The sequence below is a fragment of the Brenneria rubrifaciens genome, assembly GCF_005484945.1.
Lineage (GTDB): Bacteria > Pseudomonadota > Gammaproteobacteria > Enterobacterales > Enterobacteriaceae > Brenneria > Brenneria rubrifaciens.
This window is the reverse complement of the sequence record NZ_CP034035.1, coordinates 892753-917184: the sequence shown is the minus strand read 5'-3', so window position 1 is coordinate 917184 and position 24432 is coordinate 892753. Positions and strand designations below refer to the sequence as shown.

24 protein-coding genes are annotated in these 24432 nt (G+C 55.3%); 11 read left to right on the top strand and 13 right to left on the bottom strand.

Annotation, left to right across the window (positions count from 1 at the left end):
- Positions 1 to 135: 135 nt before the first annotated feature.
- A complete protein-coding gene (dpaA, locus tag EH207_RS04275; protein ID WP_137712879.1) occupies positions 136 to 858 on the top strand; it encodes a peptidoglycan meso-diaminopimelic acid protein amidase in 723 nt (240 codons plus the stop codon).
- Here the strand turns inward: dpaA and EH207_RS04270 are convergent.
- Together EH207_RS04270 and lpcA are read right to left on the bottom strand one after the other, a co-directional pair.
- On the bottom strand, positions 829 to 1596 hold the full coding sequence (locus EH207_RS04270; protein WP_137712878.1) for a class II glutamine amidotransferase: 768 nt from the start codon (positions 1594 to 1596) through the stop codon (positions 829 to 831). The genes dpaA and EH207_RS04270 overlap by 30 nt on opposite strands.
- Positions 1597 to 1633: 37 nt before the next feature.
- On the bottom strand, positions 1634 to 2215 hold the full coding sequence (gene lpcA / locus EH207_RS04265) for a D-sedoheptulose 7-phosphate isomerase (protein WP_137712877.1): 582 nt from the start codon (positions 2213 to 2215) through the stop codon (positions 1634 to 1636).
- 321 nt (positions 2216 to 2536) lie between these two features.
- Between lpcA and fadE the strand changes: the two genes are divergently transcribed.
- Together fadE and yajD are read left to right on the top strand one after the other, a co-directional pair.
- Complete coding sequence (gene fadE, locus EH207_RS04260; RefSeq protein WP_137712876.1) at positions 2537 to 4984, top strand: acyl-CoA dehydrogenase FadE; 2448 nt, start codon at positions 2537 to 2539, stop codon at positions 4982 to 4984.
- A 710-nt stretch (positions 4985 to 5694) separates the two neighbouring features.
- A complete protein-coding gene (gene yajD / locus EH207_RS04255; protein WP_137712875.1) occupies positions 5695 to 6045 on the top strand; it encodes an HNH nuclease YajD in 351 nt (116 codons plus the stop codon).
- Between the two features lie 23 nt (positions 6046 to 6068).
- On the opposite strand, the gene mtnK is transcribed toward yajD, so the two are convergent.
- Positions 6069 to 7271, bottom strand: a complete 1203-nt coding sequence (mtnK, locus tag EH207_RS04250; RefSeq protein ID WP_137712874.1) for an S-methyl-5-thioribose kinase — start codon at positions 7269 to 7271, stop codon at positions 6069 to 6071.
- Positions 7272 to 7401: 130 nt separating this feature from the next.
- Between mtnK and mtnA the strand changes: the two genes are divergently transcribed.
- Entirely contained in the window at positions 7402 to 8430 is a 1029-nt protein-coding gene (mtnA, locus tag EH207_RS04245; RefSeq protein WP_137712873.1) for an S-methyl-5-thioribose-1-phosphate isomerase, read from the top strand.
- Positions 8431 to 8670: 240 nt separating this feature from the next.
- Entirely contained in the window at positions 8671 to 9213 is a 543-nt protein-coding gene (locus tag EH207_RS04240; RefSeq protein WP_137712872.1) for a DUF924 family protein, read from the top strand.
- 92 nt (positions 9214 to 9305) lie between these two features.
- Here the strand turns inward: EH207_RS04240 and EH207_RS04235 are convergent, their stop codons facing one another.
- From EH207_RS04235 to EH207_RS04225, 3 genes are read right to left on the bottom strand one after another with little or no spacing between them, the layout of a single operon-like run.
- Complete coding sequence (locus EH207_RS04235) at positions 9306 to 9851, bottom strand: 1,2-dihydroxy-3-keto-5-methylthiopentene dioxygenase (protein ID WP_137712871.1); 546 nt, start codon at positions 9849 to 9851, stop codon at positions 9306 to 9308.
- A complete protein-coding gene (gene mtnC, locus EH207_RS04230) occupies positions 9848 to 10552 on the bottom strand; it encodes an acireductone synthase (RefSeq protein ID WP_137712870.1) in 705 nt (234 codons plus the stop codon). The genes EH207_RS04235 and mtnC overlap by 4 nt, the downstream gene beginning before the upstream one ends.
- Positions 10549 to 11154: a methylthioribulose 1-phosphate dehydratase gene (locus EH207_RS04225; RefSeq protein ID WP_137712869.1), complete on the bottom strand. Its 606-nt coding sequence runs from the start codon at positions 11152 to 11154 to the stop codon at positions 10549 to 10551. The genes mtnC and EH207_RS04225 overlap by 4 nt, the downstream gene beginning before the upstream one ends.
- A 154-nt stretch (positions 11155 to 11308) precedes the next feature.
- Between EH207_RS04225 and EH207_RS04220 the strand changes: the two genes are divergently transcribed.
- Together EH207_RS04220 and EH207_RS04215 are read left to right on the top strand one after the other, a co-directional pair.
- The gene (locus EH207_RS04220) at positions 11309 to 12466 is read left to right on the top strand and encodes a pyridoxal phosphate-dependent aminotransferase (protein WP_137712868.1); all 1158 of its coding nucleotides are present in this window, start codon (positions 11309 to 11311) and stop codon (positions 12464 to 12466) included.
- Positions 12454 to 13221, top strand: a complete 768-nt coding sequence (locus EH207_RS04215) for an amidohydrolase (RefSeq protein WP_137712867.1) — start codon at positions 12454 to 12456, stop codon at positions 13219 to 13221. Before EH207_RS04220 ends, EH207_RS04215 begins: the two co-directional genes overlap by 13 nt.
- Before the next feature lie 9 nt (positions 13222 to 13230).
- Here the strand turns inward: EH207_RS04215 and hpxK are convergent, their stop codons facing one another.
- From hpxK to EH207_RS04180, 7 genes are all read right to left on the bottom strand, one after another.
- Entirely contained in the window at positions 13231 to 14490 is a 1260-nt protein-coding gene (gene hpxK, locus EH207_RS04210; RefSeq protein WP_137712866.1) for an allantoate amidohydrolase, read from the bottom strand.
- Between the two features lie 5 nt (positions 14491 to 14495).
- Positions 14496 to 15740: a pyridoxal-phosphate-dependent aminotransferase family protein gene (locus EH207_RS04205; RefSeq protein WP_137712865.1), complete on the bottom strand. Its 1245-nt coding sequence runs from the start codon at positions 15738 to 15740 to the stop codon at positions 14496 to 14498.
- A gap of 173 nt (positions 15741 to 15913) precedes the next feature.
- Positions 15914 to 16657, bottom strand: coding sequence for an amino acid ABC transporter ATP-binding protein (locus tag EH207_RS04200; protein WP_137712864.1), 744 nt, complete (start codon positions 16655 to 16657; stop codon positions 15914 to 15916).
- On the bottom strand, positions 16638 to 17291 hold the full coding sequence (locus tag EH207_RS04195) for an amino acid ABC transporter permease (RefSeq protein WP_137715260.1): 654 nt from the start codon (positions 17289 to 17291) through the stop codon (positions 16638 to 16640). The genes EH207_RS04200 and EH207_RS04195 overlap by 20 nt, the downstream gene beginning before the upstream one ends.
- On the bottom strand, positions 17291 to 17959 hold the full coding sequence (locus EH207_RS04190) for an amino acid ABC transporter permease (RefSeq protein ID WP_137712863.1): 669 nt from the start codon (positions 17957 to 17959) through the stop codon (positions 17291 to 17293). The genes EH207_RS04195 and EH207_RS04190 overlap by 1 nt, the downstream gene beginning before the upstream one ends.
- A 12-nt stretch (positions 17960 to 17971) precedes the next feature.
- Entirely contained in the window at positions 17972 to 18757 is a 786-nt protein-coding gene (locus EH207_RS04185) for a transporter substrate-binding domain-containing protein (protein WP_175413721.1), read from the bottom strand.
- A 371-nt stretch (positions 18758 to 19128) separates the two neighbouring features.
- Entirely contained in the window at positions 19129 to 19968 is an 840-nt protein-coding gene (locus EH207_RS04180; protein WP_137715259.1) for a MurR/RpiR family transcriptional regulator, read from the bottom strand.
- 250 nt (positions 19969 to 20218) lie between these two features.
- Here EH207_RS04180 and EH207_RS04175 point away from each other — a divergent pair, with 250 nt between their 5' ends.
- From EH207_RS04175 to hpxZ, 4 genes are read left to right on the top strand one after another with little or no spacing between them, the layout of a single operon-like run.
- Positions 20219 to 21805, top strand: coding sequence for a gamma-glutamyltransferase family protein (locus EH207_RS04175; protein WP_137712861.1), 1587 nt, complete (start codon positions 20219 to 20221; stop codon positions 21803 to 21805).
- A 22-nt stretch (positions 21806 to 21827) separates the two neighbouring features.
- Positions 21828 to 22025, top strand: a complete 198-nt coding sequence (hpxX, locus tag EH207_RS04170; protein ID WP_137712860.1) for an oxalurate catabolism protein HpxX — start codon at positions 21828 to 21830, stop codon at positions 22023 to 22025.
- Positions 22022 to 23425 (top strand): AtzE family amidohydrolase, encoded by a 1404-nt coding sequence (locus EH207_RS04165; RefSeq protein WP_137712859.1) that lies wholly within the window; start codon positions 22022 to 22024, stop codon positions 23423 to 23425. The genes hpxX and EH207_RS04165 overlap by 4 nt, the downstream gene beginning before the upstream one ends.
- Positions 23425 to 23811 (top strand): oxalurate catabolism protein HpxZ, encoded by a 387-nt coding sequence (hpxZ, locus tag EH207_RS04160; protein WP_137712858.1) that lies wholly within the window; start codon positions 23425 to 23427, stop codon positions 23809 to 23811. The genes EH207_RS04165 and hpxZ overlap by 1 nt, the downstream gene beginning before the upstream one ends.
- Positions 23812 to 24432 lie beyond the last annotated feature (621 nt).

The window sequence follows — 24432 nt, the reverse complement described above, 5'->3', positions numbered from 1 at the left end:
AAAAATGGCGTTCAGGCTTGATTAAAATGGAAGCGATGATAATGTGAATCCGTTTTTCATTCGCCTAAAGGCAAAGGAATACGGGACGCCACTCAACCGTATGTAATACAGTTTTTTATTTCATCAGGACCCATAATGCAAAAAATCGCGTTGTCTTTTGCGATCTGGTTTTTTTTGCCTTCTATTGTGGTTACCAGCGCAGCCAGTGCGCCCGTGCCAATAGCAAAAGCATCAAAACAGCAATTATTAGGCTCGCCGATCTATATTCAGATATTTAAGGAAGAGCGAGTATTAGAACTCTATGCTCAGATAAGCGGTGGATACCGTTTATTAGAGCGTTATCCCATTTGTAAATATTCAGGCGGATTAGGTCCAAAACGCACCGAAGGCGATTTAAAAAGCCCTGAAGGATTTTATCAGGTGAATATTGATCAGCTTAAACCGGACAGCCAATATTACCGGGCGATTAACATCGGTTTCCCTAACGAATATGACAAATCGCAAGGGTATTCCGGCCGGTATCTGATGATTCACGGCGAATGCGTGTCCGTCGGCTGCTACGCCATGACGAATAATTATATCGATGAAATTTATCGTTTTGCTGAACAGGCGCTGCGCAACGGGCAGACGAAAATCGATGTGGCGATTTATCCGTTCCGCATGACGGAACAAAACATGCAGCGCCACCGCAATTCAAACTATTACCGCTTTTGGCGCCAATTGCAGCCGGGTTACGCCTATTTCAACCAGCACTACCAGGCGCCATCAGTCACGGTATTCAACGGTCAGTATGTCGTTAGCCCGCCGCTGACGACCCGCAAGTCAATGTTAAATTACGCGCTCACCAAAGCGGAATAAGACAAACTCGCCTGGCATGATTTGGTGCCAGGTTTCATTTCCAGTCAGCGGCTGTGTTGCCAGCACGGTGACGACATCATTCGGCGTCGTTTGTTGCTGAAAATCGATTTCCACATCCTGATCCAACAGCGTCGCTTTGCCAAACGGCGCGCGGCGGGTGATCCAGTGCAGCCGGGTCGAGCAGTACCCCATCACAAAGCGCCCATCCGACAGCAGCATGTTAAACACGCCCATCTTGCGCAAAACCTCCGCCTGTCTCGCGATATAGCGAAACACCGCCGGCCAGTTTCCCGGCGTACGGGGGTAGCGCTGTGACAATTGATGCAGCAGCCAGCAGAAGGCAAACTCGCTGTCGGTTTGACCGACAGGCCGAAACATCCCCGTTTTTAACGAGTGATAACCTTTCAATTGCCCGTTGTGGGCAAACGTCCAGTTTCTGCCCCACAACTCACGGGTAAAGGGATGCGTGTTTTCCAGCGATACCGCGCCGCGATTGGCCTGGCGGATGTGCGATACCACCGCGCAAGACTTGATGGGATAATCCTGCACCAACCGGGCAATCGGCGAATTGTAGCTTGGCTGCGGATCTTTGAAGGTACGACAGCCATTCCCTTCATAAAAGGTGATTCCCCAGCCGTCCCGGTGCGGCCCCGTACGGCCGCCACGCTGTATCAGTCCGGTAAAACTGAAACAGATATCCGTTGGTACATTCGCGCTCATCCCAAGCAGTTCACACATCTTGACTCTCCTACCTCTTCGGCACGCGCACTTCTTCCTATTTGCCGGCCATCTCTTTTTCAATCAGCTGAATCATGATATGGATCGCCTTGATATGAATTTCCTGAATACGATCCGCGTAGCCGAAGTGGGGAACACGAATTTCGATGTCCGCAGTTCCGGCCATTTTACCGCCGTCTTTTCCCGTCAGCGTAATCACCTTCATGCCTTTAACTTTCGCGGCGGCAATCGCTTTGATGATGTTGCCGGAATTGCCGGATGTGGAAATGCCCAACAACACATCGCCTTCACGCCCCAGCGATTCAACATAACGGGAGAATACGAAATCATAGCCGAAATCGTTGCTGACACAAGAAAGATGGCTGGGATCGGAAATGGCGATCGCCGGATAGCCGCGGCGGTTTTCCCGGTAGCGGCCCGTGAGTTCTTCAGCAAAATGCATCGCATCACAGTGTGAACCGCCATTACCGCAGGAAATGACCTTTCCCCCCGCCTTAAACGCGTCGGCCAGCAATACCGCCGCTTTTTGAATCGATTGAATATTCGCGTTATCGCTCAAAAAGTTATTCAGCGTGAGTGCCGCTTCTTTCAGTTCATTACGGATTAAGTCCTGATACATGGAATCCTCTCATTGTTTCCGGTGGCGTCATTCGGTTCTGCCATGCAGTGTAACGGATCGTGGAAACTGCGAGAAGCGCGCAATCACACGACGCTGACGCTAATCTGAAATCCTTGAACGGCTGCCAAGTTTGTGAGTTAAGTTGTAATTATGATGTAAATAAATTGATAAAAACAAGCCAATGCATTACAACCAATAAAGATTAACAGGTCAGACCTCTTAGATCTCAGTCAATCATTCAATCAACCGCTATGTTCGCTTCAGATGTTGAGCAAATCGCGGGTAAAAGGGTTACGTCGACGCCAACGCGGGAGACGCACTATGGTTGCTGTCAGTATTTTTCTCTTGCTGATTATTATCGGTGCCATGTTCTATCACCGTATCAACCTGACGGTTAGCAGCGCGATGCTTGTTGCCTACTTTGCCGCCATGTCCGCCATGCTGTTGTGGCCAGTCTGGTTGCTGCTCCCGCTGGTGATTGCGCTGATACCGTTTAACGTATTATCGATTCGTCGTCGGCTTTTTTCCACGTCCGCTCTGCGCCTGTTTAAGAAAGTCATGCCACCGATGTCCAGTACGGAAAAAGAAGCCATTGACGCAGGAACCACCTGGTGGGAAGGCGATCTTTTCCGCGGCGCGCCCGTCTGGAAAAAACTGCACGGCTACCCGCAACCACGCCTGTCCCCCGAAGAACAGGCATTTCTTGACGGCCCGGTGGAAGAAGCCTGCCGTATGGCGAATGACTTCGAGATCACCCATGAACGCGCCGATCTGCCGCCGCAACTGTGGGCATTTCTCAAGCAGCACCGCTTCTTCGCCATGATCATCAAAAAGCAGTACGACGGCCTGGCGTTCTCAGCCTACGCGCAGGCACAGGTGCTGCAAAAACTGGCAGGCGTTTCCAGTATTTTGTCGATTACCGTCGGCGTGCCGAACTCGCTCGGCCCCGGTGAACTGCTGCAACACTACGGCACCGACGAACAAAAAGATCGCTATTTGCCACGTCTGGCCCGCGGTGAGGAGATCCCCTGCTTTGCATTAACCAGCCCCGAAGCCGGTTCCGATGCCGGGTCTATCCCGGATAGCGGCGTGGTGTGTTATGGCAATTGGCAGGGTGAACAGTTGCTGGGCATGCGCCTGACCTGGAATAAACGCTACATCACGCTGGCGCCGATCGCCACTGTCCTCGGTCTGGCTTTTAAACTCTATGACCCGGATCATCTGCTGGGTGAGACCGAAGATGTGGGCATAACCTGTGCGCTGATCCCCACGGATACCGATGGGGTGCAGATTGGACGCCGTCATTTCCCGTTGAACATTCCTTTCCAGAATGGACCGACGCAGGGTGAAAATGTTTTCGTTCCGCTGGATTACATCATCGGTGGTCCGGGCATGGCCGGACAGGGTTGGCGGATGCTGATGGAATGCCTGTCCGTCGGGCGCGGCATTACGCTGCCCGCCAACGCCACCGGCAGCCTGAAATCGATCGCGCTCGGTATCGGCGCGTATGCCTATTTACGCCGCCAGTTCAAAGTCTCCATCGGTAAAATGGAGGGGATTGAAGAGCCGCTGGCGCGTATAGCCGGTAACGCCTATGTCATGGACGCCGCGTCTACGCTGATTACCAGCGGCATTATGCAGGGTGAGAAACCTGCGGTGCTGTCCGCGATTGTAAAATATCACTGTACCCACCGTGGTCAGCGATCCGTGATGGATGCGATGGACATTGCCGGCGGAAAAGGGATTTGCCTCGGCCCCGCCAACTTCCTCGCCCGCAGTTATCAGGGTTCGCCCATTGCCATTACCGTGGAAGGCGCGAACATTCTGACCCGCAGTATGATTATATTCGGCCAGGGCGCGATCCGCTGCCACCCGTATGTGCTGGACGAGATGGCGGCGGCGCGAGATAAAGATATGCCACGCTTTGACCGCGCGCTGTTCGGGCACATCGGGCATGTTGGCAGCAATACCATTCGCAGCCTGTGGCTGGGGCTGACCGGCGGCCGCCTGAGTCATGCGCCGGTCAGTGACCAAACGCGTCATTATTATCAGCGTCTGAATCGGCTGAGCGCGAATCTGGCGCTGCTGGCGGATATTTCCATGGTCATGCTGGGTGGCGGCCTGAAGCGCCGGGAGCGCATCTCGGCACGCTTGGGCGATGTTCTCAGCCAGCTTTATCTGGCCTCCGCGACGCTGAAACGCTACGACGAGGAAGGCCGTCAGAAAGCCGATCTGCCGCTGGTTCACTGGGGAGTGCAAAACAGTCTCCATCAGGCCGGGCAAGCGATAGCCGACTTGTTGCGCAACTTTCCGAACCGCGTGGTCGCGGCCCTGCTGAGGTTTATTCTCTTCCCGTTGGGCCGCCATAGCGATCCACCCTCAGATCGTCTGGACCATGAAGTGGCGAAACTGCTGCAAACCCCATCGGCCACGCGCAGCCGTCTGGGACGCGGGCAATATCTGGTCGCCAGCGAACATAACCCGGTTGGTCTGTTGGAAGAAGCGCTGAGGGATATTATCGCGGCGGAGCCCATCCACCAGCATTTATCAAAAGCCAGCGGCACGCACCTGCCGTTTATGCGATTGGATCGGTTGGCGGAACAGGCATTGGCGGAGGGGAATATCACCACCGAGGAAGCCAACACCCTGATCAAAGCCGAAGCCAGCCGTCTGCGTTCGATTAACGTTGACGATTTTGCCGCGGATGCGCTGGCGGCAGGAAAGCCGCAGTCAGCACTGGCACCACAGAAGAAAACGGCGGCGGCGTGATCGGCCACTTTAGGGTTCAAAACTCACCGTTTTGTCATTATCGCCAACAATTACGAGGCGCTTATTTTTGACAAAAATAAAATAATTGTGGCGGTTAGAAGCTAAGACGGCGACGTTCAGAATATATTACTTTCTGTAGGACGCTCTAACTTGTTTGAGCGGAAAAGAAATGGTGTTCTCTGTACCATTTTGTAGCGCGGTATCATTTTGTCAAGCGCGGTTCGTGGTTGGCGCGTTGTCCCATCCGGCGAATCATAATAAACAACATAATCATATGAAATAAATGATATTTTATTTATTTCTTCAAAAGAAAATAGATTATACTTAATAATATTTTTTTTCATCTATGGTAAACCGAGATTAATAAATAAACCAGAGACAACTGCCCCAACCAAAAAAATCAACATAAGCATCATTTTTTTATTAAATTATTCGACCTTAATACCAATAACCTTTTCTACCCCTATGTTATATCCTCAATGTGCATGAATATTTGGCTTCTATTCATAGTATAGGTTGGTTAACGCACTGTATTTAATATTATCGCTAAATACAAAACACCTTAGCCGCATCCTGATTCGATCCGTACGCCGCGTCACGACTAAACACTCCCTTGACGAAAACATATCGTCCTGCACATTTATACCTCTTTATACTGTAGGCCAACCGGATTAAAATGATCGTTCCCTATACAAAAAGACATCACGCCAATGGCCTATATTCCAAAAAACTACGCGAAGCTCGAAAGCGGCTATCGAGAAAAAGCCCTCAAACTCTTTCCGTGGGTCTGCGGCCGCTGTTCGCGTGAGTTCGTTTATTCTAATCTGCGCGAATTAACCGTGCATCATATCGATCATGACCACAGCAACAACCCGGAAGATGGCAGCAACTGGGAAATGCTGTGCCTATATTGCCACGATCACGAGCACTCAAAATATACCGATGCGGATAGTTACGGTTCAACCGTGATCGCCGGCGAGGATGCCCAAAAAGACGTCGGCCTCGCCACCCATAATCCTTTCGCCGATCTGAAAGCGATGCTGGAAAAGGGGAAGAAATAGCCCTTTCTCTTTATATATATATGTCAGGCGTCGCTTTGCCGTACCCGCGCCAGCAAAGCGTCAGCGCTGGCGATATGCGGCGCAGCCAGAATCAGCGTCCGCCCCAGCGATAGCGCATGACGCTGACATTCCGCTCTGGCCTCATCATGTTGAATGTTATCGAGATCGGCCACATGCGCCAGCCCAATCGTGCGGCGAATCAGTTCGGTGCCGCAATAGCCGATGGCATCCTGCCATACCTGCTGTAAAAACAGCTCGGCATAGCCAGGCGCCGCCAGCGAAGGCTCACGGCCATTGTGCCGGCTCAGCGACAGGAAACGCGCCGCAAAGGTCGTCCACAGCGTGCGGATATCCTCCAGCCGCTGCTCGCGGGCAGCCGCCGCTTCACGCGGCGCCAGCAGGCCTGGCAAGCCGCAATAGTTAAGCAGCAGATTCCCAATCGCCGTTCCCACATCAAAGCCTATCGGCCCATAGAAGCCAAACTCGGCGTCGATCGCTTTCAGGCGCCCTTGCGCCACAAAAATCGAACCGCTGTGAATATCCCCGTGCAGCAAGGCTTCCGCCCTGCTCAAAAAGCGATGTTTAAGTTCGGCCACCGCCAATTTCAGCGCATGATCGTCACGCAATGCCTGCACATCCTCAAACAGCACGGCGTCAAAGCGATTCCTTTCGTGGTCGATATACGGATCGGTGAAGAACAGATCTTCGGTGATCTGACACAGTTCAGGGTTGGTGAACCGGTTCACCGCCGCTTTCTTATCGTGAGGAGACTGATAAAAGTCAGAATGATGGAACAGCGCCTGCGCCAGATATTCGCCCAGTTGAGCCGCCGCCTGCGGGTAGTCGGCCCCCTGAATCAATTCGCTACGCCAGATACGGTGATCGGAAAGATCCTCCTGCACCATCACCGCCAGCTCAGCATCGTGATGCAACACCGTTACCGTATGCTGTGGGCAGAACCGGGCATGGGCCAGCAGCGTTTCCGCTTCAATGCGGGCGCGATCCAACGTCAACGGCCACGACTCGCCCACGCAGCGCACGTAGGGAAGCGCCTGTTTAACGATCACCCTGCTGACGCCCTGCGTATCCCGGATTTTAAATACCAGATTTAAATTACCGTCGCCAATTTCCTCAGCCGCGACCAGCGAATGCGGGTCGCTCACCCCACCATACTGGCGGGCATATTCCACGGCGTCATTCGCCGTAAACGTGCGGTAAAGTGACATGCCAACCTCTCATTATTCTGCGCTCATTCGCTGTTTTAGACATAAAAGCGTTTGGACGTCTATACATCCATTGCACATATTGGCAGAATAAGAAAATCGGTGCAATAACGCAACATGGATTTAACCACTCATGCAGACACTCAACACAACCAGCCTGAAAATCCTTGATAATCAGTTGTGGGTTCTCGATCAACAGGCGTTGCCACAAGAGAAACGCTGGTGCCCCTGCCCTGACGTGACGTCGCTGGTGGAACATATTCAGACGCTGCGCGTACGCGGTGCGCCGCTGATCGGCTTATCCGCCAGCCTGCTGCTTGCTCTTCTGGCGGAAGCGGGATTGAGCCAGCCGCAGTTGGCGCTGGCGCTTGAAACGCTGCGCGCGACGCGCCCCACGGCAGTGAATCTGATGAATAATCTGGACCGCATGAAACAGGCGCTGGCACAGCCGCAGTTCGTCAGTGCCATGACGCAGGAAGCGTTACGCCTGGTTGAAGAAGACCGCGCGCTGTGCGAACAGATTGCCGACCACGGCGCCACGCTGGTGAACCCCAATAGCCGCCTGCTGACCCACTGTAATACCGGCGGACTGGCGACCGCCGGGATCGGCACCGCCATCGGCGTGCTGTTGCGGGCCCATCAAGCTGGAAACGTGGCTCAGGTTTGGGTCGATGAAACCCGCCCGTTGCTACAGGGAGGACGATTGACCGCCTGGGAGTTGGGTGAATTGGGCATCCCGTATCAGTTGATTTGTGACTCCATGGCCGCCAGCCTGATGGCGCAAGGCAAAGTCGATGCCGTATGGGTCGGCGCCGATCGCATCGCCGCCAATGGCGACATCGCCAACAAGATAGGCACTTACAATCTCGCGGTACTGGCGCACTATCACCAGATTCCGTTTTACGTCGCCGCGCCGCACACCACACACGATGCGGCCTGCCCGGAGGGTCGCGCCATCCCGATTGAACAACGCGCCGCTGCGGAGGTAACCGGCGTCGCAGGCAGTTTCGGCCGTTGCCAGTGGGCGCCGCAAAACGCCCCGGTGTATAACCCGGCGTTTGACGTCACACCGGCGCGCCTTATCAGCGGCTGGGTACTGGATACCGGCGTGGTGACGCCCCAGGCGGTGAAGGACGGGATATTCAACTCACCGCTGGGCTAAAGAAAGTATGATGGATATCAACGCCAATCGACAGATTGGCGTGTTAGCGCTTTGTGCCGTTCAGCTTCTTGTGTGGGCTGCCGAATCCCCTCGTCGGCAAGGTCATCTCTGTCCCGGACCAGGATGTTTTCCGCTGAAACTTGATATATCAGCCTGTTTGAACATAATTAAAATTACATAAAAAACAATACGCTGTGTCGCTTCAGACTTGGTGTGACACCCAAAATCACGGGGAGCGTCATGAAGAAAGAAATAGCAAAAGCAGATAACGAAATTCTTAAATTCTGGTTTGATGAAATATCTCCCGCCCGGTGGTTTGACGCTGATCCGGCATTTGATGAGCTGATTCGTCGCCGCTTTTCAGAAGTGCATGGCGCCGCGGTGCGCGGAGAACTTTTTGAATGGCGCGAGACGCTTTCAGGACGGCTTGCCGAGATCATTGTCCTAGACCAGTTTTCGCGAAATCTGTTTCGCCATCATCCCGCCGCTTATGCATCCGACGGCATGGCGCTGATTCTGGCGCAGGAACTGGTCAAACAGCCTGACTTTAACCTGCTTCCCGTTGAGAAAAGGGACGTTGCGCTTTTGCCTTACATGCACGCCGAGTCTTCTGCTATTCATGAGATTGCGATCAAACTGTATAAGAAATTCGGGAGTGAAGACTCTCTCAAATTTGAAATAGCGCACAAGCGGACCATCGATAAATTTGGCCGATATCCACATCGGAACAAGGCGCTTAACCGGCGCTCGACGGAAGAAGAGATGACATGGCTGGAAAAGTAGTATGGTCACGAATAAGCCGACATGCGGCGCTATTTAACATAAGCTAAAAAGCGCCAGTCAAACTGGCGCGGATAATGTTTTTCTTTGCAGGTTCAGCCCGCCAGTTTCGGATACGCATCCGCGATCTTATCGCCGGTAAAATGCGCGATCCAACCTTCCGGGTTATCGAACAGACGGATCGCGGTGAAATGCGGCTCCGGCCCCATGTCGAACCAATGCGCGGTGCCGGCAGGCACAGAGAGCAGATCGTTTTTCTCGCACAGGATCTGGAAAATTTTACCTTGCAGGTGCAGGCAAAACAGTCCCGCGCCCTCAACGAAGAACCGCACTTCATCTTCGTGATGGATATGCTCGGATAAAAATTTGGTGCGCAATTCCGCACGCTGCGGGTTGTCCGACCGCATGCTGATCACATCCCAGCTCTGATAACCTTTTTCCGCCACCAGTTTGTCAATCTCATGCTGATAGGCGGCCAGCACTTCTTCAGAAGAAGGCGCATCACTCAGCGTTTGATTTGCCTGCCAACGCTCAAAACGTACGCCAATCCCGGCCAACTGCTGGCGAATGGCGTCAACGTCCTGACTTTGCCAAATCGGTTGGCTCGCATCGCTGTCACTAAAGATGGTTAGTGCACTCATAGGGAATACTCCTGTAAATCGATCTGGTCAAAATGTGTCACCTGTGGGTGACGGCTCAAATGATCAGCATCACGGCGAATGAGCTGACAGGTATGCCATCCCGCCTCTTTTGCGGCATCCAGCTCCTGACGAATATCCGACAGAAACAGCAACTGCTCAACCGGTAAACCAATGGAGTGAGCAATGGCATGGTAAGAGGCGGTTTCGCGTTTTGCGCCAACGCGGGTATCAAAATAATCGCTGAACAGCGGACGTAAATCCCCCGCCTCGCTGTAACCAAACAGTAACTGCTGCGCTTCAACCGAGCCGGACGAATAGACATACAGGCGAATGCCCTGCCGTCGCCAGTCAGCCAGTTGCGTCGCCACCTCCGGGTAGAGATGGCCGCGGAAATCGCCGTTTTGATAACCGGCGCGCCAGATAATGCCCTGTAGCAGCTTGAGCGCGGTCGATTTACGGTCTTCATCCATAAACTGATTCAGCGCCGCAATTAACGCGTCTTGATCCGCATCGGGCGCGGCCAGCTCCTGTCGCAACAGCGTCAGCGCCTGGGCGATCTCCCGATCGTCACCGCGCTGGCGCACGGTATGCGCCAGACGTTCACGGGCATAAGGAAACAACACATCGTGGACAAAACCGATATCGCTGGTAGTCCCTTCAATATCTGTCACGATCGCTTTAATGACGCGGGTCTGGCTCATCTGGCCTCCAGTAGTCGACGTTGCAGTTCGCACTGGAACAGAAACTCAAGCCCTTCCAAATGACGGCGCGCCTCTTGCACCGTCTCTCCCCAGCAATAGAGCCCGTGTCCGCGCACCAGAAAACCGTAACGCAGCGGCGCCTGCTTCGCCACCTGATCGGCCAGCGCCGGAATATCCTGATCGTTATCGAAAATCGGGATCGTCACGCGATCCAAATGGGTGGTCTGTCCGGCCAGCGACTTTTGCATCTCATAGCCGTGCAGCACCAGTTCAGCGCCTTTTTCTACCCGCGATAACACGGTCGCATTCACCGAGTGAGTATGCAGTACCGCCCCAACTCGCGGGTAAGTGCGATATAGTAGCGTATGCAGACCGGTTTCCGCCGATGGCCTCCGGCCGCTGGGGACGTGATTGGTGGCCATATCTACCAGCAGGAGATCATCAGCCTGCAAGCTGCCTTTATCCTTGCCTGATTCGGTAATCAGGCACCGTTGCTCATCAAGGCGCACGGACATATTGCCGCCGGTCGCCGGGCACCAGCCTTTTTGCCCTATCCAGCGGCAGGCGGCGAGCAATGCCGGAATTTGCTGATTTTCAGTCATGATGCTTCTCGTTTTACGGGTACTTAGTCCCTTTGGTTATGACTTAGCACTTAAAGGCATTTAGCCGTTTAAACGTCCAAGCGTCTTGATTGCCAAATACTAACATCGTGTTATATTGTCAAGCAATACAGGTTTGCAGGAGTCCTAACCCGTCATGAGCGCCGCGCTTATTCCCGAAAGTAAACTCCCCTCGTTGGGCACCACCATTTTTACGCAGATGAGCGCACTGGCTCAGCAGCATCAGGCGATCAATCTATCACAAGGCTTTCCCGATTTTGACGGCCCCGCTTACTTGCAACAGCGTCTGGCTTACCACGTCAGCCAGGGGGCGAACCAATACGCGCCCATGACCGGCGTGGCGCCGTTGCGCAGCGTCATTGCCGATAAGACCGCTGAGCTGTATGGCTGGAAGCCCGATGCCGATACCGACGTGACTGTGACCGCAGGCGCCACGGAAGCGCTGTTCGCCGCTGTTGCGGCGCTGGTGCGTCCCGGCGATGAAGTGATCTGTTTCGATCCCAGTTATGACAGCTACGCGCCCGCCGTGGCGCTGGCGGGCGGCGAGTTAAAGCGTCTGTCGCTGCAACCACCCGCCTTTCGCGTCGATTGGGCGGCGTTTGCCGGTTTACTCAGCGCGCGCACCCGATTGGTCATCCTGAATACGCCGCACAATCCGTCAGCGACCGTCTGGCGAAAAGACGATTTCCAACAGCTATGGCAGGCCATCGCCGGGCACGAAATTTATGTGTTGAGCGACGAAGTTTACGAGCATATTTGCTTCACACAGGAAGGTCATGCCAGCGTGCTTGCTCACCCGGACCTTCGCCAGCGCGCCATTGCCGTATCGTCATTTGGTAAAACGTTTCATATGACGGGCTGGAAAGTGGGCTACTGCGTCGCGCCTGCGGCGCTGAGCGCCGAAGTACGCAAGATTCATCAATACCTGACCTTTTCGGTCAACACGCCGGCGCAGTTGGCGATTGCCGACATGCTGCGCGAACAGCCGCAGCACTGGCGTGAACTGCCGGATTTTTATCGCGCCCGCCGCAATCGCTTCATTGATGCGCTTTCAAACAGCCGCTTTGACGTTCTGCCCTGCGAAGGCACCTATTTCCTGCTGGCGGATTACCGCGCCATTTCCGATCTGGATGATGTCAGTTTCTGCCGCTGGCTGACCGAGCATGTCGGCGTGGCCGCGATCCCGCTTTCGGTTTTTTGCGCCGACGCGTTTCCCCATAAGCTGATTCGGCTATGCTTTGCCAAACAGGACGCTACATTGGATGCGGCTGCGGAGCGCTTATGTCGACTTTGAAAATTTCACTACTGCAACAACCTTTGGTATGGCTGGATGGCGCGGCCAACCTTAGCCATTTTGACACCCTGCTGGCCGACCTTGTCGGCCGCGATCTGATCGTGTTGCCCGAGATGTTTACCACCGGCTTTGCTATGGAAGCGGCAAAGCGCAGCCTGACGCAGACGGTCGTCGAGACATGGTTGCATCAATGGGCGAAGAAGACCAATGCCCTGATCGGCGGCAGCATTGCCGTGCAAACGCCGAAAGGCGCGGTGAACCGTTTTCTGCTGGTCGATCCGCTCGGCGCGGTTTATCAGTACGATAAACGCCACCTGTTCCGAATGGCGGACGAACACCAATATTATCAGGCGGGCGCGTCGCGTCTGATCTTTGAATGGCGCGGCTGGCGCATTTGCCCATTGATCTGCTATGACCTGCGCTTTCCGGTTTGGTCGCGCAATCGCCAGGATTATGATTTGGCTTTGTATGTCGCCAACTGGCCGGCGGCGCGCTCATCACACTGGCAGACGCTGCTGGCCGCCCGCGCCATTGAAAATCAGGCTTACGTCGCCGGCTGTAACCGTGTCGGCAACGACGGCAACGGTCACAGTTACCGGGGCGACAGCCTGATCGTTAACGCGCAGGGTGAGATGCTGGCTTCCGCGCCACCGAATCAACCAGCCCGTCTGGATGCGGAACTGTCGCTGGAAACGTTGCAAACTTACCGGGAGACGTTCCCGACATGGCGGGATGCGGATAGGTTTTCGCTATAACATCCGCGTTTAGCCATCCCGATAACTTAGTACCGTACTTGACCACGCCTTCAACGCCAACGCGACATCTCCCGTCATCACTGACTCATCAGGATGATGACTGACGCCGCCCCGACAGCGAACAAACAGCATGGCGACCGGCCAGCGTTCGGCGATGGCTATCGCGTCATGCCCTGCTCCGCTCGGCAGCAGCAGATTACGTCCCTGAACCTCAATCACCGCGTCATTCAAACGCTGTTGTATCGCCGGATCACAGCGGGTTGCCGCAATCCGGTAATATTCTTCCGCGTTGAATCGGCATCCGCGCTGGCGGGCGATGTCATTTGCCAACACCAGCAGACGTTGTAACAAAGCATCCAGCGTCACATCTTGCGGGCCGCGAATATCCAGCGTTAATCGCACTTCTCCGGGGATTACATTGGCCGCGCCCGGCAAACATTCTAGTGTCCCAAACGTCGCCACCAGATACGGATCGCATTCTCTGGTCAGCGTTTCCGCCTGAACCATCCAGCCCGCCGCCGCCATAAGCGCATCCTGACGTTGCGTCATCGGCACCGTGCCCGCATGTCCGGCTAATCCCTTAAAGGTGCAATTCAGCCGCCGGGCGCCGTTGATCGCGGTCACCACGCCTAACGCCAGATTCTCTTGTTCCAGACAAGGCCCCTGCTCGATATGCAGTTCCAGATAGGCGGCAACGTCGCTCACCGGACGCGCCGCCTGCGCGATCGCCTGAGAGTCCAACCCGGCTGCGTCCAGCGCCTGCGCCACGGTGATGCCCTCACTATCCTGACAACCCAGCCAGCTATCCGGCCAGGCGCCGGTCAGACCACGGCTGCCCAGCAAGGTGATGCCGAATCGGGTGCCTTCTTCATCGCCAAATCCGACTATTTCCAGCGCCAGCGGCAGGCGAATTTGCTGTTGATGCAGGAACCGCACGGTTTCAATGGCGGTTAACACCCCTAGCATACCGTCATACCGCCCGGCGTTGCGCACCGTATCAAGATGCGAGCCCATCAACAGCGCAGGAGCGTCCGGCTCAAGCCCTTCATAACGGCCACAAATGTTGCCGACGCTATCCTGCCACACCCGCATGCCGGCTTCGCGCATCCACTCCCCCACCAGCGCATTGGCCCGCAGGTGCTCCACGGACAAATACACGCGGGTAAGCTGACCGGAGGTTTCACTGATTTCCGCCAGCGCGTCGCAGCGCGCCATTATCCGACCTGCCGCGGCAAAGGCAACGGCGTCGGACATCAAGGCATGACTCATGCACATCATGCACATCCCTCATCGCTGGCATAGCAATCCCAGGCCGCCTGCAATGCCGCGCCCTGAACCGAGCGGAAGCCCAGACGATTCAGCACCGCTTCCAGCGCGCTCAGCGTTTGCATCACGCAATCTTTACGGGCGTTGTAGCCCATCGTGCCAATGCGCCAGATTTTTCCCTGTAGCGGCCCAAATGAGGTGCCGATCTCGATCGCAAAGTCATCCAGCAGGATTTTGCGTACCTGCTCGCCGTGAATTCCGTCTGGGATCACCACGCCCAGTACGTTATTCATCTTGTGATTGAGATCGCCAAAGGCGGTCAACCCCATGCCCTGAATACCGGCGACCAGCGCCTTACCGTGCAGTGCATGGCGGGCAATACACTGATCCAACCCTTCTTCCAGAATAATGCGCGCGCATTCGCGGGCGGCAAACAGCATACTGGTGGCTTCCGTGTGGTGGTTCAGACGCTCCGGTCCCCAATAGTCCATCACCATGCCGAGATCGAAATAGTTGGAATAGATCATTTCGTCGTCGCCATCCTGATGGGCATCGGTCCGTATTCCCTGTTCGACGCATTGGCGACGGCGGATCACCGCGTCCATCTGTGGACTGAGGGTAATGGGAGAACTGCCTGACGGCCCGCCCAGACATTTTTGCAACCCGGCCGATACCGCATCCAACCCCCAGGCATCCGTCTCCAGCGGGTTTCCGCCAAACGAAGCGGTGGCGTCGGTATAAAACAGCACGCCATGACGACGGCAGATCTCACCCAGTTCCGCCAGCGGTTGCAGCATGGTGGTGGACGTATCGCCCTGAACCGTCAGTAAGATACGCGGGCGAACGGTTTTAATCGCGTCTTCAATCCGCTCCGGGCTGAAAACTTCGCCCCACGGCGCGTCGAGGGTATGCACCTCCGCGCGGCAGCGGCGGGCGATTTCACACAGCAGATGACCAAAACGGCCAAACACCGGCACCAACACTTTGTCGCCGGGGCGAATGGCCGACAGCAGAACCGCTTCAATCCCAGCCCGCGAGGTGCCATCCACCAGCATCGTCCAGCGATTTTCGGTACGAAACAACTGGCGATAAAGCGCCATCACCTGATTCATGTAGTGGGTCATCGCCGGGTCGTACTGACCAATCAGTTGACTGGCCATCGCCCGTAACACGCGCGGATCGGCGTTAATGGGGCCCGGCCCCATCAGCAGGCGATAAGGGGGATTGATCTGGGCGAACAGCTCATTGCTCATTATGGTTTGTTCCTCTCCTGGAGAGCGTTAGCTCCCCGTATTAATTAGGAAAATCATGTCGATGACGAGAACGTCTCGTGCGTGATAAACAGTGGATTTTCTAAATTCCTTACGCCGGGAAAACCAAGACAGAGAAATAATCCCCCCCTGAGATGGCTTTTATTCATCGGGATTTACGCCTCACCAAGCCCCCGTACTGAGGCGATAAACTGCTTCAGTTCAGCGGTCTGCGGGTTGACGAACAACGTTTTGCTGTCGCCCTGTTCCCAGACTTTGCCCTGATGCATAAACACCACGCGGTCGCCGACTTCGCGGGCGAAGTTCATTTCATGGGTGACCAGAATCAGCGTCATGCCTTCCGCGGCAAGCTGCTCCAGCACCCTCAGCACTTCGCCCACCAGTTCAGGGTCCAGCGCGGAGGTGATTTCATCGCACAGCAACACTTTCGGGTTCATCGCCAGCGCCCGCGCGATTGCCACGCGCTGCTGCTGACCGCCCGACAGATTGGCCGGGTAAGCGTTTATCCGTTCCCCCAGTCCGACCTTGTTCAACACCCGTTCGCCCAGTTCGCGGCATTCCGCTTCGCTTTTCTTCAGCACGCGGCGCGGCGCCAGCATCACATTTTCCAGCGCCGTCATATGGGGAAACAGGTTGAAATTCTGGAACACCATGCCCACGACGCGGCTGATCTCACGCGCCTGTGAATCACGGTCCGTCACCGTCATGCCGCCCAACTTGATACTGCCTTCCTGATACCCTTCCAAGCCGTTCATACAGCGCAGCAGGGTACTTTTGCCGGAACCGCTGCGGCCGATAATCGAAATCACTTCGCCCATGTCAATATCCAGATCGACGCCTTTCAGGACATGGTTCTGACCGTAATATTTCTGTACCTGATTAATAGTGATGAGCGGCATTGAATTTCTTCTCCAGATAGCGGCTGTAATAGGAAAGCGGATAACACATCAGGAAATAGCCGAGCCCCACCAGACCAAAGACCTTAAAGGGCTGATAAGTCGCGTTATTCAGCATGGTTCCCGCCTTCGTCAGCTCGATAAAACCGATAATGGACGCCAATGCCGTGCCTTTAATCACCTGCACGGAAAACCCTACCGTCGGCGCGATCGCGATACGCATCGCCTGTGGCGCAATCACCCGGTAGAGCGTCTGACCGGTGCTTAATCCCAGACAGCGCGAGGCTTCCCATTGCCCTTTCGGCAGCGCTTCCATGCTGCCGCACCAGATATCCACCAGAAACGCGCTGGTAAATAACGTCAGCGCCAGCGCCGCGGCCGTCCAGGGGCTGACGTCGATACCGAACAGCGCCAGACCGAAAAACATCAGAAACAGTTGCATCAGCAACGGCGTGCCCTGAAACAGCTCGGCGTAAACCCGGATAAACCGCGTCGCCCATTTGCGCTTGGTCAACCGCAGCAGCACCAGCGGAAACGTCACCGCGGCGCCGCCGATAAACGCCGTCAGCGACAGCAAAAACGTCCAGCGCGCCGCCAGCAGCAGATTGCGGATAATGTCCCAGTCAGTGAATGTCATCATGATAGTGGCGTCCCCAGGAAGCGCCGACCCGCCAGCAGTAACAGTTGACGCATCAGGATGGACAACGCCAAATAGCACAGCGTGGTCGCCAGATACACTTCAAAACTCAAAAAAGTCCGTGATTGAATCAGGTTGGCGGCGAAGGTCAATTCCTCATAGGAAACCTGCGATACCACCGACGATCCCAGCATCACGATGATGCATTGGCTTACCAGCGCCGGATAAATCCGCTGCAACGACGGCGGCAGCACGATCCGTAAAAATGTCTGGCTGCGCGTCAACCCCAGCACCCGCCCGGCTTCCCACTGGCCTTTGGGCGTCACTTGAATGCCCGCCCGGATAATTTCCGTGCTGTAGGCGCCCAGGTTAATCAGCATGGCCAGTAACGCCGCCTCTCCTGCGGTCAATTTCCACCCCAAACTCGGCAAACCAAACACGATAAAAAACAGTTGCACCACAAACGGCGTGTTGCGTATCAATTCAACATAGATACCCCACAGTTTGCCCGGCAGGGTGGGCTTGCCGCTGCGTAACGCCGCGCCGCCGATGCCGATGGCAATGCCGCCGAGGGTCGCCATCGCCGTCAGCTCGATGGTCACCCACAACCCCGCCAGCAGTTCCGACCAGTGCGGCCATAACGCGGTAAAATCAAGCTGATAGGTCACAGCGTTTCTCCCTTATACCTTGATGCTGTCCGGCAGCGGCGCTTTCAGCCACTTTTCAGACAGGCTGTTGAGCGTGTTGTCTTTCAACGCCTGCTCAATCAACGCATTCACTTTGGCTTTCAGGGCTGGCTCATTTTTTTTCAGGCCGATATAGCACGGCGAATCTTTCAGCATAAATTTCACCACCGGCGCTTTGCCTGGGCTTTGCTCGGCAATGGCTGCCGCCACCAGATTGCCGGTCGCCATATACTCCACCTGACCGGACAAATAGGCGGACAGCGTGGTGGTGTTATCTTCATAGCGTTTAATCTGCGCCCCTTTCGGCGCAATTTCCGTTAACACCATGTCTTCCACCGCCCCACGCGTAACACCAACGCTTTTACCCGGCAGGCCCTCCGGCGCACTTAACTCGCCCTCTTTCGGGCCGAACACCCCCAGAAAGAACGGCGCGTAGGCGCGGCTGAAGTCGATCACTTTTTCACGTTCGGCATTTTTACCCAGGCTGGAAATGACCAAATCCACTTTATCGGTTTGCAGGTAAGGCACCCGGTTGGCGCTGGTAACCGGCACCAGTTGCAACTTTAGTTTCATCTTTTTCGCCAGATAGCCTGCGATATCAATGTCATACCCCTGCGGCTGGAGATCTGTCCCCACGGAGCCGAACGGCGGGAAATCCTGGGGTACGGCCACGCGCAGCACCCCGCGTTTTTCAATATCCTGTAACTGGTCGGCCATCACGCCGCCTGCCGGCGCCATTAACAGCGCTGCGCCCGCCAGCGCTAGTAACCGTTTTTTAATGCTCAGTTTTTTGTGCAACATCGACCTGCCCCTGGTTAAGTAATAATGAAACAAAAGATTCTTTATAAACATATATGAAACTATAGTTGCAAAATAAAGCAAGGAATATGCCAGTATCAAGGCGCGGTGGAAGGAGATGTGAGTTCAGTACGATTTCGTGCGTGAGCGCATCAGTATGCTCATGCAACTGTATTTTCGAGCAACATTGTAGCCCGCACCTGACAGGGGCGCTCAATGATCGCCGCGTATTGACCGGGCTTTTGCGGAACAAGGCCGCTCACGCGGTTCCTTCCCAGGGCGATAACCCCCCTTCGCAAAGATGGAACAAGAACCGAACCAAAATAGTGCAAAAGCACCATTATCGCGCCCAGTTATCGCTGTTCCAGCTCATCCAACTCGGTATAAAGATCGGCGATGTGGTGAATTCTCTGGCGGCCATCACGCAACATTTCATGCAGCAATGCGTTACTGAGCAGATTGACCAGACTCATGGCGGAGGCATAGCTGTCAAAGGCGGACACGCTGTCCAGCGGCGCGCACAGCGACCACTGCGCCAGTGATAGCAGATTGTGTGCCTGTGGTTCGCACAAAAGCAGCACCGGAACCTGCTTTTTACGCAGTTGCGTCAGCAACGGCTGAATCAGGCGGGAGCGACGGCGAAACGCCACAACAATCGCCATATCCTGAGCGTCCAAATCCACCAGTTCTTCCGACAGCGTCTGCCCCGGCTGCGCCAGCAGCATGACGTGCCGGCGGATCTGCAACAGTTGCTGGCGCAGGTGCAGCGCCACCGGATAACTATTGCGTAAACCGACGATACACAGGCGCTGCGCCTGCATCATCGCCTCAATCACCGCCCCAAACTGCACCGGATCAATTTGTTGCATCCACTGCGTCAGATTTGCCATTTCCTGCTTGTAATGGCGGGCCAGCAAGGTATTGCCCTGTACGGCGTCACGGTTATTCGCCAGCGGCATACCACTCTGGCGCAGCGTGCGCAGCTCCTCGCGCATTTCACGGTAGCTGGGATAGCCCAGCCGTTTGAATAAACGGCTTACGGTCGCTTTGGAGACACCGCTGATCCGCGCCAGTTCAGCGCTGTTATAACTGATCAAATCATCGAAATGATCAAAAATAAAATCAGCGACACGCTGCTCCTGCGGAGAAAGCTCGCTATAGCGCCCCCGTAACCGTTCATCAATCTGTTTCATGCCTCTGTCACCCATCACAGCCCCGTCCGTCACTGGCTTAACCTGCAACTTTTGTTTCATTTTTGTCCTTTGTTCAACGCAACATAACACAACCGCGGGATTTTTATACCCATAGGCGCTGGTGAGGAAAAAACTGGAACAGGGTTTGCTTAAAAGCACTACACAAAAACGGCGATAACCTGAAATGATCAAAGGCCGTTTTAACGTCTTCTCCCCCCTTGAGCCGAACCGAGAGAAAAGGAATAACGGCATGATTCAGAGTAATACCGCACCGCTGGGTATGGCCGTCACCCCTCACCATCTGGCCAGCGCCAGCGCGCAGGCCATCCTTCGTCAAGGCGGCAACGCCATCGAAGCGATGGTGGCGGCGGCGGCGACCATCGCCGTGGCGTATCCGCACATGAATGGACTCGGTGGCGATGGATTCTGGCTAATTTTACCCCCACATGGCGACCCCATCGCCATTGACGCCAGCGGCGCCGCAGGTTCCCTTGCCAGCCGCGACTTTTATCAGGGAGATGCCCGCATCCCGCATCGCGGCCCCAAAGCCGCCTTGACGGTTGCCGGCACCGTTGGCGGCTGGCAGGAAGCGCTGGCATTCTCAGAAGAGCTTGGCGGTACGCCTTTACCACTCGTCAGTTTGCTCGCTGACGCGATTCGCTATGCCGCGGACGGCATTCCCGTAACTCAATCGCAGGAGGATGCGCTGACGCAGCGCTGTCACGAGCTGGCGGATTTTCACGAATTCAGCCGAGTTTTTATGCCTCAAGGCGCTATTCCCCGCGCGGGAAGCCGTTTCACTCAGCCCGATCTGGCCGACACGTTAACGTTGCTGACGCTGGAAGGGCTCGACAGCTTTTATCGGGGAACATTGGCCGAGCGCTTTGCCGACGGGATGGTCCAACTGGGCATGCCGCTGACCGGTGGGGATCTGGCGAACTATCGCGCCAAACGCACCACGCCATTGCACCTCAAACACAGTAAGGGCGATATTTATAACCTCGCGCCACCGACCCAGGGGCTGGTTTCCCTCGCCATTCTCGGCTTGACCGATCACCTTGAGATGGAGGATTTAAGCGATAGTCAGACGATCCATCGTATCGTCGAATCCACCAAGCTGGCGTTCGGCCTGCGCGATCGTTTCATCACCGATCCGAAACAGGTAACGCAGGATGTACAGGCATTGCTGGAACCCCACGCGCTCGCAGACATGGCCCGACGCGTCAATACCCGTCAGGCGGCGCCGTGGGGCTCGGGTAAAGGTCCCGGCGACACGGTATGGATGGGGGTCTGCGACAGCAGCGGGCTTTGCGTGTCGTTCATCCAGAGCATCTATCATGAGTTTGGCAGCGGTATGGTCCTGCCGGGCACCGGGGTACTCTGGCAAAACCGGGGCGCGTCTTTCAGCCTCGATCCGCACCATCTGCTGACGCTGGAACCAGGCAAACAGCCGTTCCATACGCTCAATCCCGCCGCGGCGCGCCTGTCCGATGGCCGTATCCTGGTCTATGGCTCAATGGGCGGCGACGGCCAGCCTCAGACACAGGCCGCGCTGTTTATCCGGCATGTGCTTCAGGGGCTGCCGTTGCAACAGGCGATTACCGCACCACGCTGGCTGCTGGGCAGAACCTGGGGGCAATCATCCGATACGCTGAAGCTTGAAGATCGTTTCAAGCCCGCGACCATTGAGGCGCTGCGCTCGCTCGGCCACGATGTAGAACTGCTCGGCAGTTTTAGTGAAACGGTAGGTCATGCCGGCGCGATCATCCGTCATACCAACGGCATGCTGGAAGGGGCGAGCGATCCTCGCGGCAACGGCAGCGCCGCCGGGTTCTAGTTTTATTTACCGGGAGAAAAAAATGTTAACCAAACCAACCGATAACCATGCGCTGGCGGCCTATCTGCAACAAATGGAAACGCTGCTGGCGCTGCAACTTGACCATGAACACCGTCAGGAACTGTTGGTTCAGTTCAGCCGCATTCAGGTCATGGCACAGCCGCTGATGGATTTTCCTCTTGACGATCGACAGGAGATTGCTGGGGTGTACCAGCTATGAGTAATATGCCGTTTCTGTCCATTAAACAGATCCGCCAGGGCCTGCTGACAGGCGAGTTCTCCGCCAGAGAACTCGCGCAGCAAACGCTGGACGCCGTTGAACGCGCCAACCCTGAGATCAACGCCTATACGCAAATAACCCGCCAGCGCATGCTGGATGAGGCCGATCGTCTTGATCAACTGCATTTACGCGGAGAACGCTTGCCGCCGCTGGCGGGCGTGCCCTATGCGGTAAAAAATCTCTTTGATGTCAAAGGGGCGACGACGCTGGCGGGCGCAGAATTATTCAGTCAGCGCCCGCCCGCCTCACAGGATGCATTCGCGATACAACAGTTGACCCGTCAGGGCGCATTGCTCTCCGGTATGCTCAACATGGATGCCTATGCCTACGGCTTTACCACCGAAAACAGTTATTACGGCGCCACACGCAACCCTCTCGATAAACAGCGCGTCGCCGGCGGTTCATCCGGCGGTTCCGCCGCAGCGGTGGCCGCCGGACTGGTCAACTTCTCGCTGGGAAGCGACACAAACGGCTCCATTCGCGTTCCCGCCTCTCTGTGCGGTATTTTCGGCCTGAAACCGACCTTCGGCCGCCTGTCACGCAGCGGCAGCCACCCCTTTGTCGCCAGCCTCGACCATATCGGGCCGCTGGCTCGCGGCACGGAAGATTTGGCGCTGGTGTTTGATGCATTGCAGGGGCGAGACAGGACGGACCGTTTTCAGTCGGCGCGCGCGCCCTTGCACACCGCCGCCTTGTTGGAAGAGGGCGCTCGCGAGTTGCGCAGCACGGTGCTGGAAGGCTATTTCTCCGAGTGGAGCTGCGACGAGGCAAAAACAGCCGTGCGACAAATCGCCAACGCGTTGAATGCACAAGGCGCCCTCACCTTGCCTGACAGTAATCTGGCGCGAACGGCGGCTTTCATTATGTCCGCCAGTGAAGGCGGCAATCAGTATCTCCCTGCCCTGCGGGACAGCCCGGAACGATTTGAACCGCTCTCCCGCGAACGCCTGTTGGCGGGTGCCATGATCCCGGCGGCCTGGTACCTACAGGCGCAGCGTTTCCGCGATCATTTCCGTCAGCAGATGTTAGCCCTGTTTGCGCACACCGACCTGCTGATTGCCCCCGCCACGCCCTGCACCGCTACGCTGATCGGGCAAGAAACCATGCGCATCAACGGCGTTGACCTGCCTGTGCGCGCCAGTATGGGCATGCTGACGCAGCCGATCTCTTTTGTCGGTTTACCCGTGGCGACGGTGCCGGTCATGACCGGCAACGGCTTGCCGATAGGCATTCAGCTCATCGCCGCACCGTGGCGTGAAGATCTTTGCCTGCGCGCCGCCTGGGTGCTGGAGCGGCAGGGCATCACCCATATTCGTTCTTTTTCACAGGAGTCATGTTAATGCTGTATGACAACATTAATCAGCCCGATGTGCTGGCTGAAGTCACTCACGCCTTCCATCGTTATGAAAAAGCCTTGACCGGTAATGACATCGATGTATTGGATGAGTTGTTCTGGCACGATGCCCGCACCGTTCGCTATGGCGCGGGAGAAAACCTGTACGGGATTGATGAAATCCGGGCATTTCGTCTGGCCCGCCCGTCCGCCGGGCTGGATCGCCAGTTGCAGAATACGGTTATCACCGCCTACGGAGAGCATATGGCGGTGGCAAGCACAGAGTTTCGTCGTGAAGGCAGTGCGAAAATCGGACGCCAGATGCAAACCTGGGTGAAAATGCCGGAAGGCTGGCGCATCGTTGCCGCTCACGTCAGCCTGATGAGCGAATAGCGCGTTACGCTTTTCATTTCACGTCTTGCAATAGCCACGCCCCCCGGATCGGTTTGCAGCCGGTCCGGGGGGCGTGTACGCTTCGCCAGCGTCGCGTTTAATCGGGAGATATCGTCTGGTTATTGAGGGAAATAAGGTTTGAGGCCGACCAGCAAGAACGGAAAATTACCGTGCCACCGACAGGAAAATATTGACGAATAATCGATGTCAATACGAAATATATTTTTGTTAGCTGAATCACACTCTATGACGGTTATAATATCGCCGTTTACCACCGCAAAAACGTGATCAATCACACCGGACAGCTCCTTCCGCTAATTTTGCTATACTGGATCACCATGGCGACGATCTGCTCAATAATTTATGCACATAAATCGCTCTATTTGAGTGCCTGTTACCCGATAGACATCAAATATTCAAATTTATATTAACCAAATAAAAACCAGAATAATCAACGATCAATCTCCCGTTGCATAAAATTATTTCCAGCATAAAAGTAAAAAACAATAACCCATTGTTAAATATTAAATTTAAATTAATATCACCATCCTGAATTTATGAAAACCAATGAAAATACAACATGGAAAAGCGTATAAAAATCACATTAATCATCTCTCTTTA

Excerpts from the sequence above, each read along its gene's own strand:
- mtnA (WP_137712873.1), top strand. The coding sequence starts at position 7,402 with ATGCAGACACTCAACACAACCAGCCTGAAAATCCTTGATAATCAGTTG.
- EH207_RS04220 (WP_137712868.1), top strand. The coding sequence starts at position 11,309 with ATGAGCGCCGCGCTTATTCCCGAAAGTAAACTCCCCTCGTTGGGCACC.
- EH207_RS04225 (WP_137712869.1), bottom strand. The coding sequence starts at position 11,154 with ATGACTGAAAATCAGCAAATTCCGGCATTGCTCGCCGCCTGCCGCTGG.
- EH207_RS04200 (WP_137712864.1), bottom strand. The coding sequence starts at position 16,657 with ATGCCGCTCATCACTATTAATCAGGTACAGAAATATTACGGTCAGAAC.
- EH207_RS04205 (WP_137712865.1), bottom strand. The coding sequence starts at position 15,740 with ATGAGCAATGAGCTGTTCGCCCAGATCAATCCCCCTTATCGCCTGCTG.
- hpxZ (WP_137712858.1), top strand. The coding sequence starts at position 23,425 with ATGCTGTATGACAACATTAATCAGCCCGATGTGCTGGCTGAAGTCACT.
- EH207_RS04270 (WP_137712878.1), bottom strand. The coding sequence starts at position 1,596 with ATGTGTGAACTGCTTGGGATGAGCGCGAATGTACCAACGGATATCTGT.
- EH207_RS04175 (WP_137712861.1), top strand. The coding sequence starts at position 20,219 with ATGATTCAGAGTAATACCGCACCGCTGGGTATGGCCGTCACCCCTCAC.
- dpaA (WP_137712879.1), top strand. The coding sequence starts at position 136 with ATGCAAAAAATCGCGTTGTCTTTTGCGATCTGGTTTTTTTTGCCTTCT.
- hpxK (WP_137712866.1), bottom strand. The coding sequence starts at position 14,490 with ATGAGTCATGCCTTGATGTCCGACGCCGTTGCCTTTGCCGCGGCAGGT.
- hpxX (WP_137712860.1), top strand. The coding sequence starts at position 21,828 with ATGTTAACCAAACCAACCGATAACCATGCGCTGGCGGCCTATCTGCAA.
- EH207_RS04215 (WP_137712867.1), top strand. The coding sequence starts at position 12,454 with ATGTCGACTTTGAAAATTTCACTACTGCAACAACCTTTGGTATGGCTG.
- EH207_RS04165 (WP_137712859.1), top strand. The coding sequence starts at position 22,022 with ATGAGTAATATGCCGTTTCTGTCCATTAAACAGATCCGCCAGGGCCTG.
- EH207_RS04235 (WP_137712871.1), bottom strand. The coding sequence starts at position 9,851 with ATGAGTGCACTAACCATCTTTAGTGACAGCGATGCGAGCCAACCGATT.
- mtnC (WP_137712870.1), bottom strand. The coding sequence starts at position 10,552 with ATGAGCCAGACCCGCGTCATTAAAGCGATCGTGACAGATATTGAAGGG.
- lpcA (WP_137712877.1), bottom strand. The coding sequence starts at position 2,215 with ATGTATCAGGACTTAATCCGTAATGAACTGAAAGAAGCGGCACTCACG.
- mtnK (WP_137712874.1), bottom strand. The coding sequence starts at position 7,271 with ATGTCACTTTACCGCACGTTTACGGCGAATGACGCCGTGGAATATGCC.
- fadE (WP_137712876.1), top strand. The coding sequence starts at position 2,537 with ATGGTTGCTGTCAGTATTTTTCTCTTGCTGATTATTATCGGTGCCATG.
- EH207_RS04195 (WP_137715260.1), bottom strand. The coding sequence starts at position 17,291 with ATGACATTCACTGACTGGGACATTATCCGCAATCTGCTGCTGGCGGCG.
- EH207_RS04180 (WP_137715259.1), bottom strand. The coding sequence starts at position 19,968 with ATGAAACAGATTGATGAACGGTTACGGGGGCGCTATAGCGAGCTTTCT.
- EH207_RS04240 (WP_137712872.1), top strand. The coding sequence starts at position 8,671 with ATGAAGAAAGAAATAGCAAAAGCAGATAACGAAATTCTTAAATTCTGG.
- yajD (WP_137712875.1), top strand. The coding sequence starts at position 5,695 with ATGGCCTATATTCCAAAAAACTACGCGAAGCTCGAAAGCGGCTATCGA.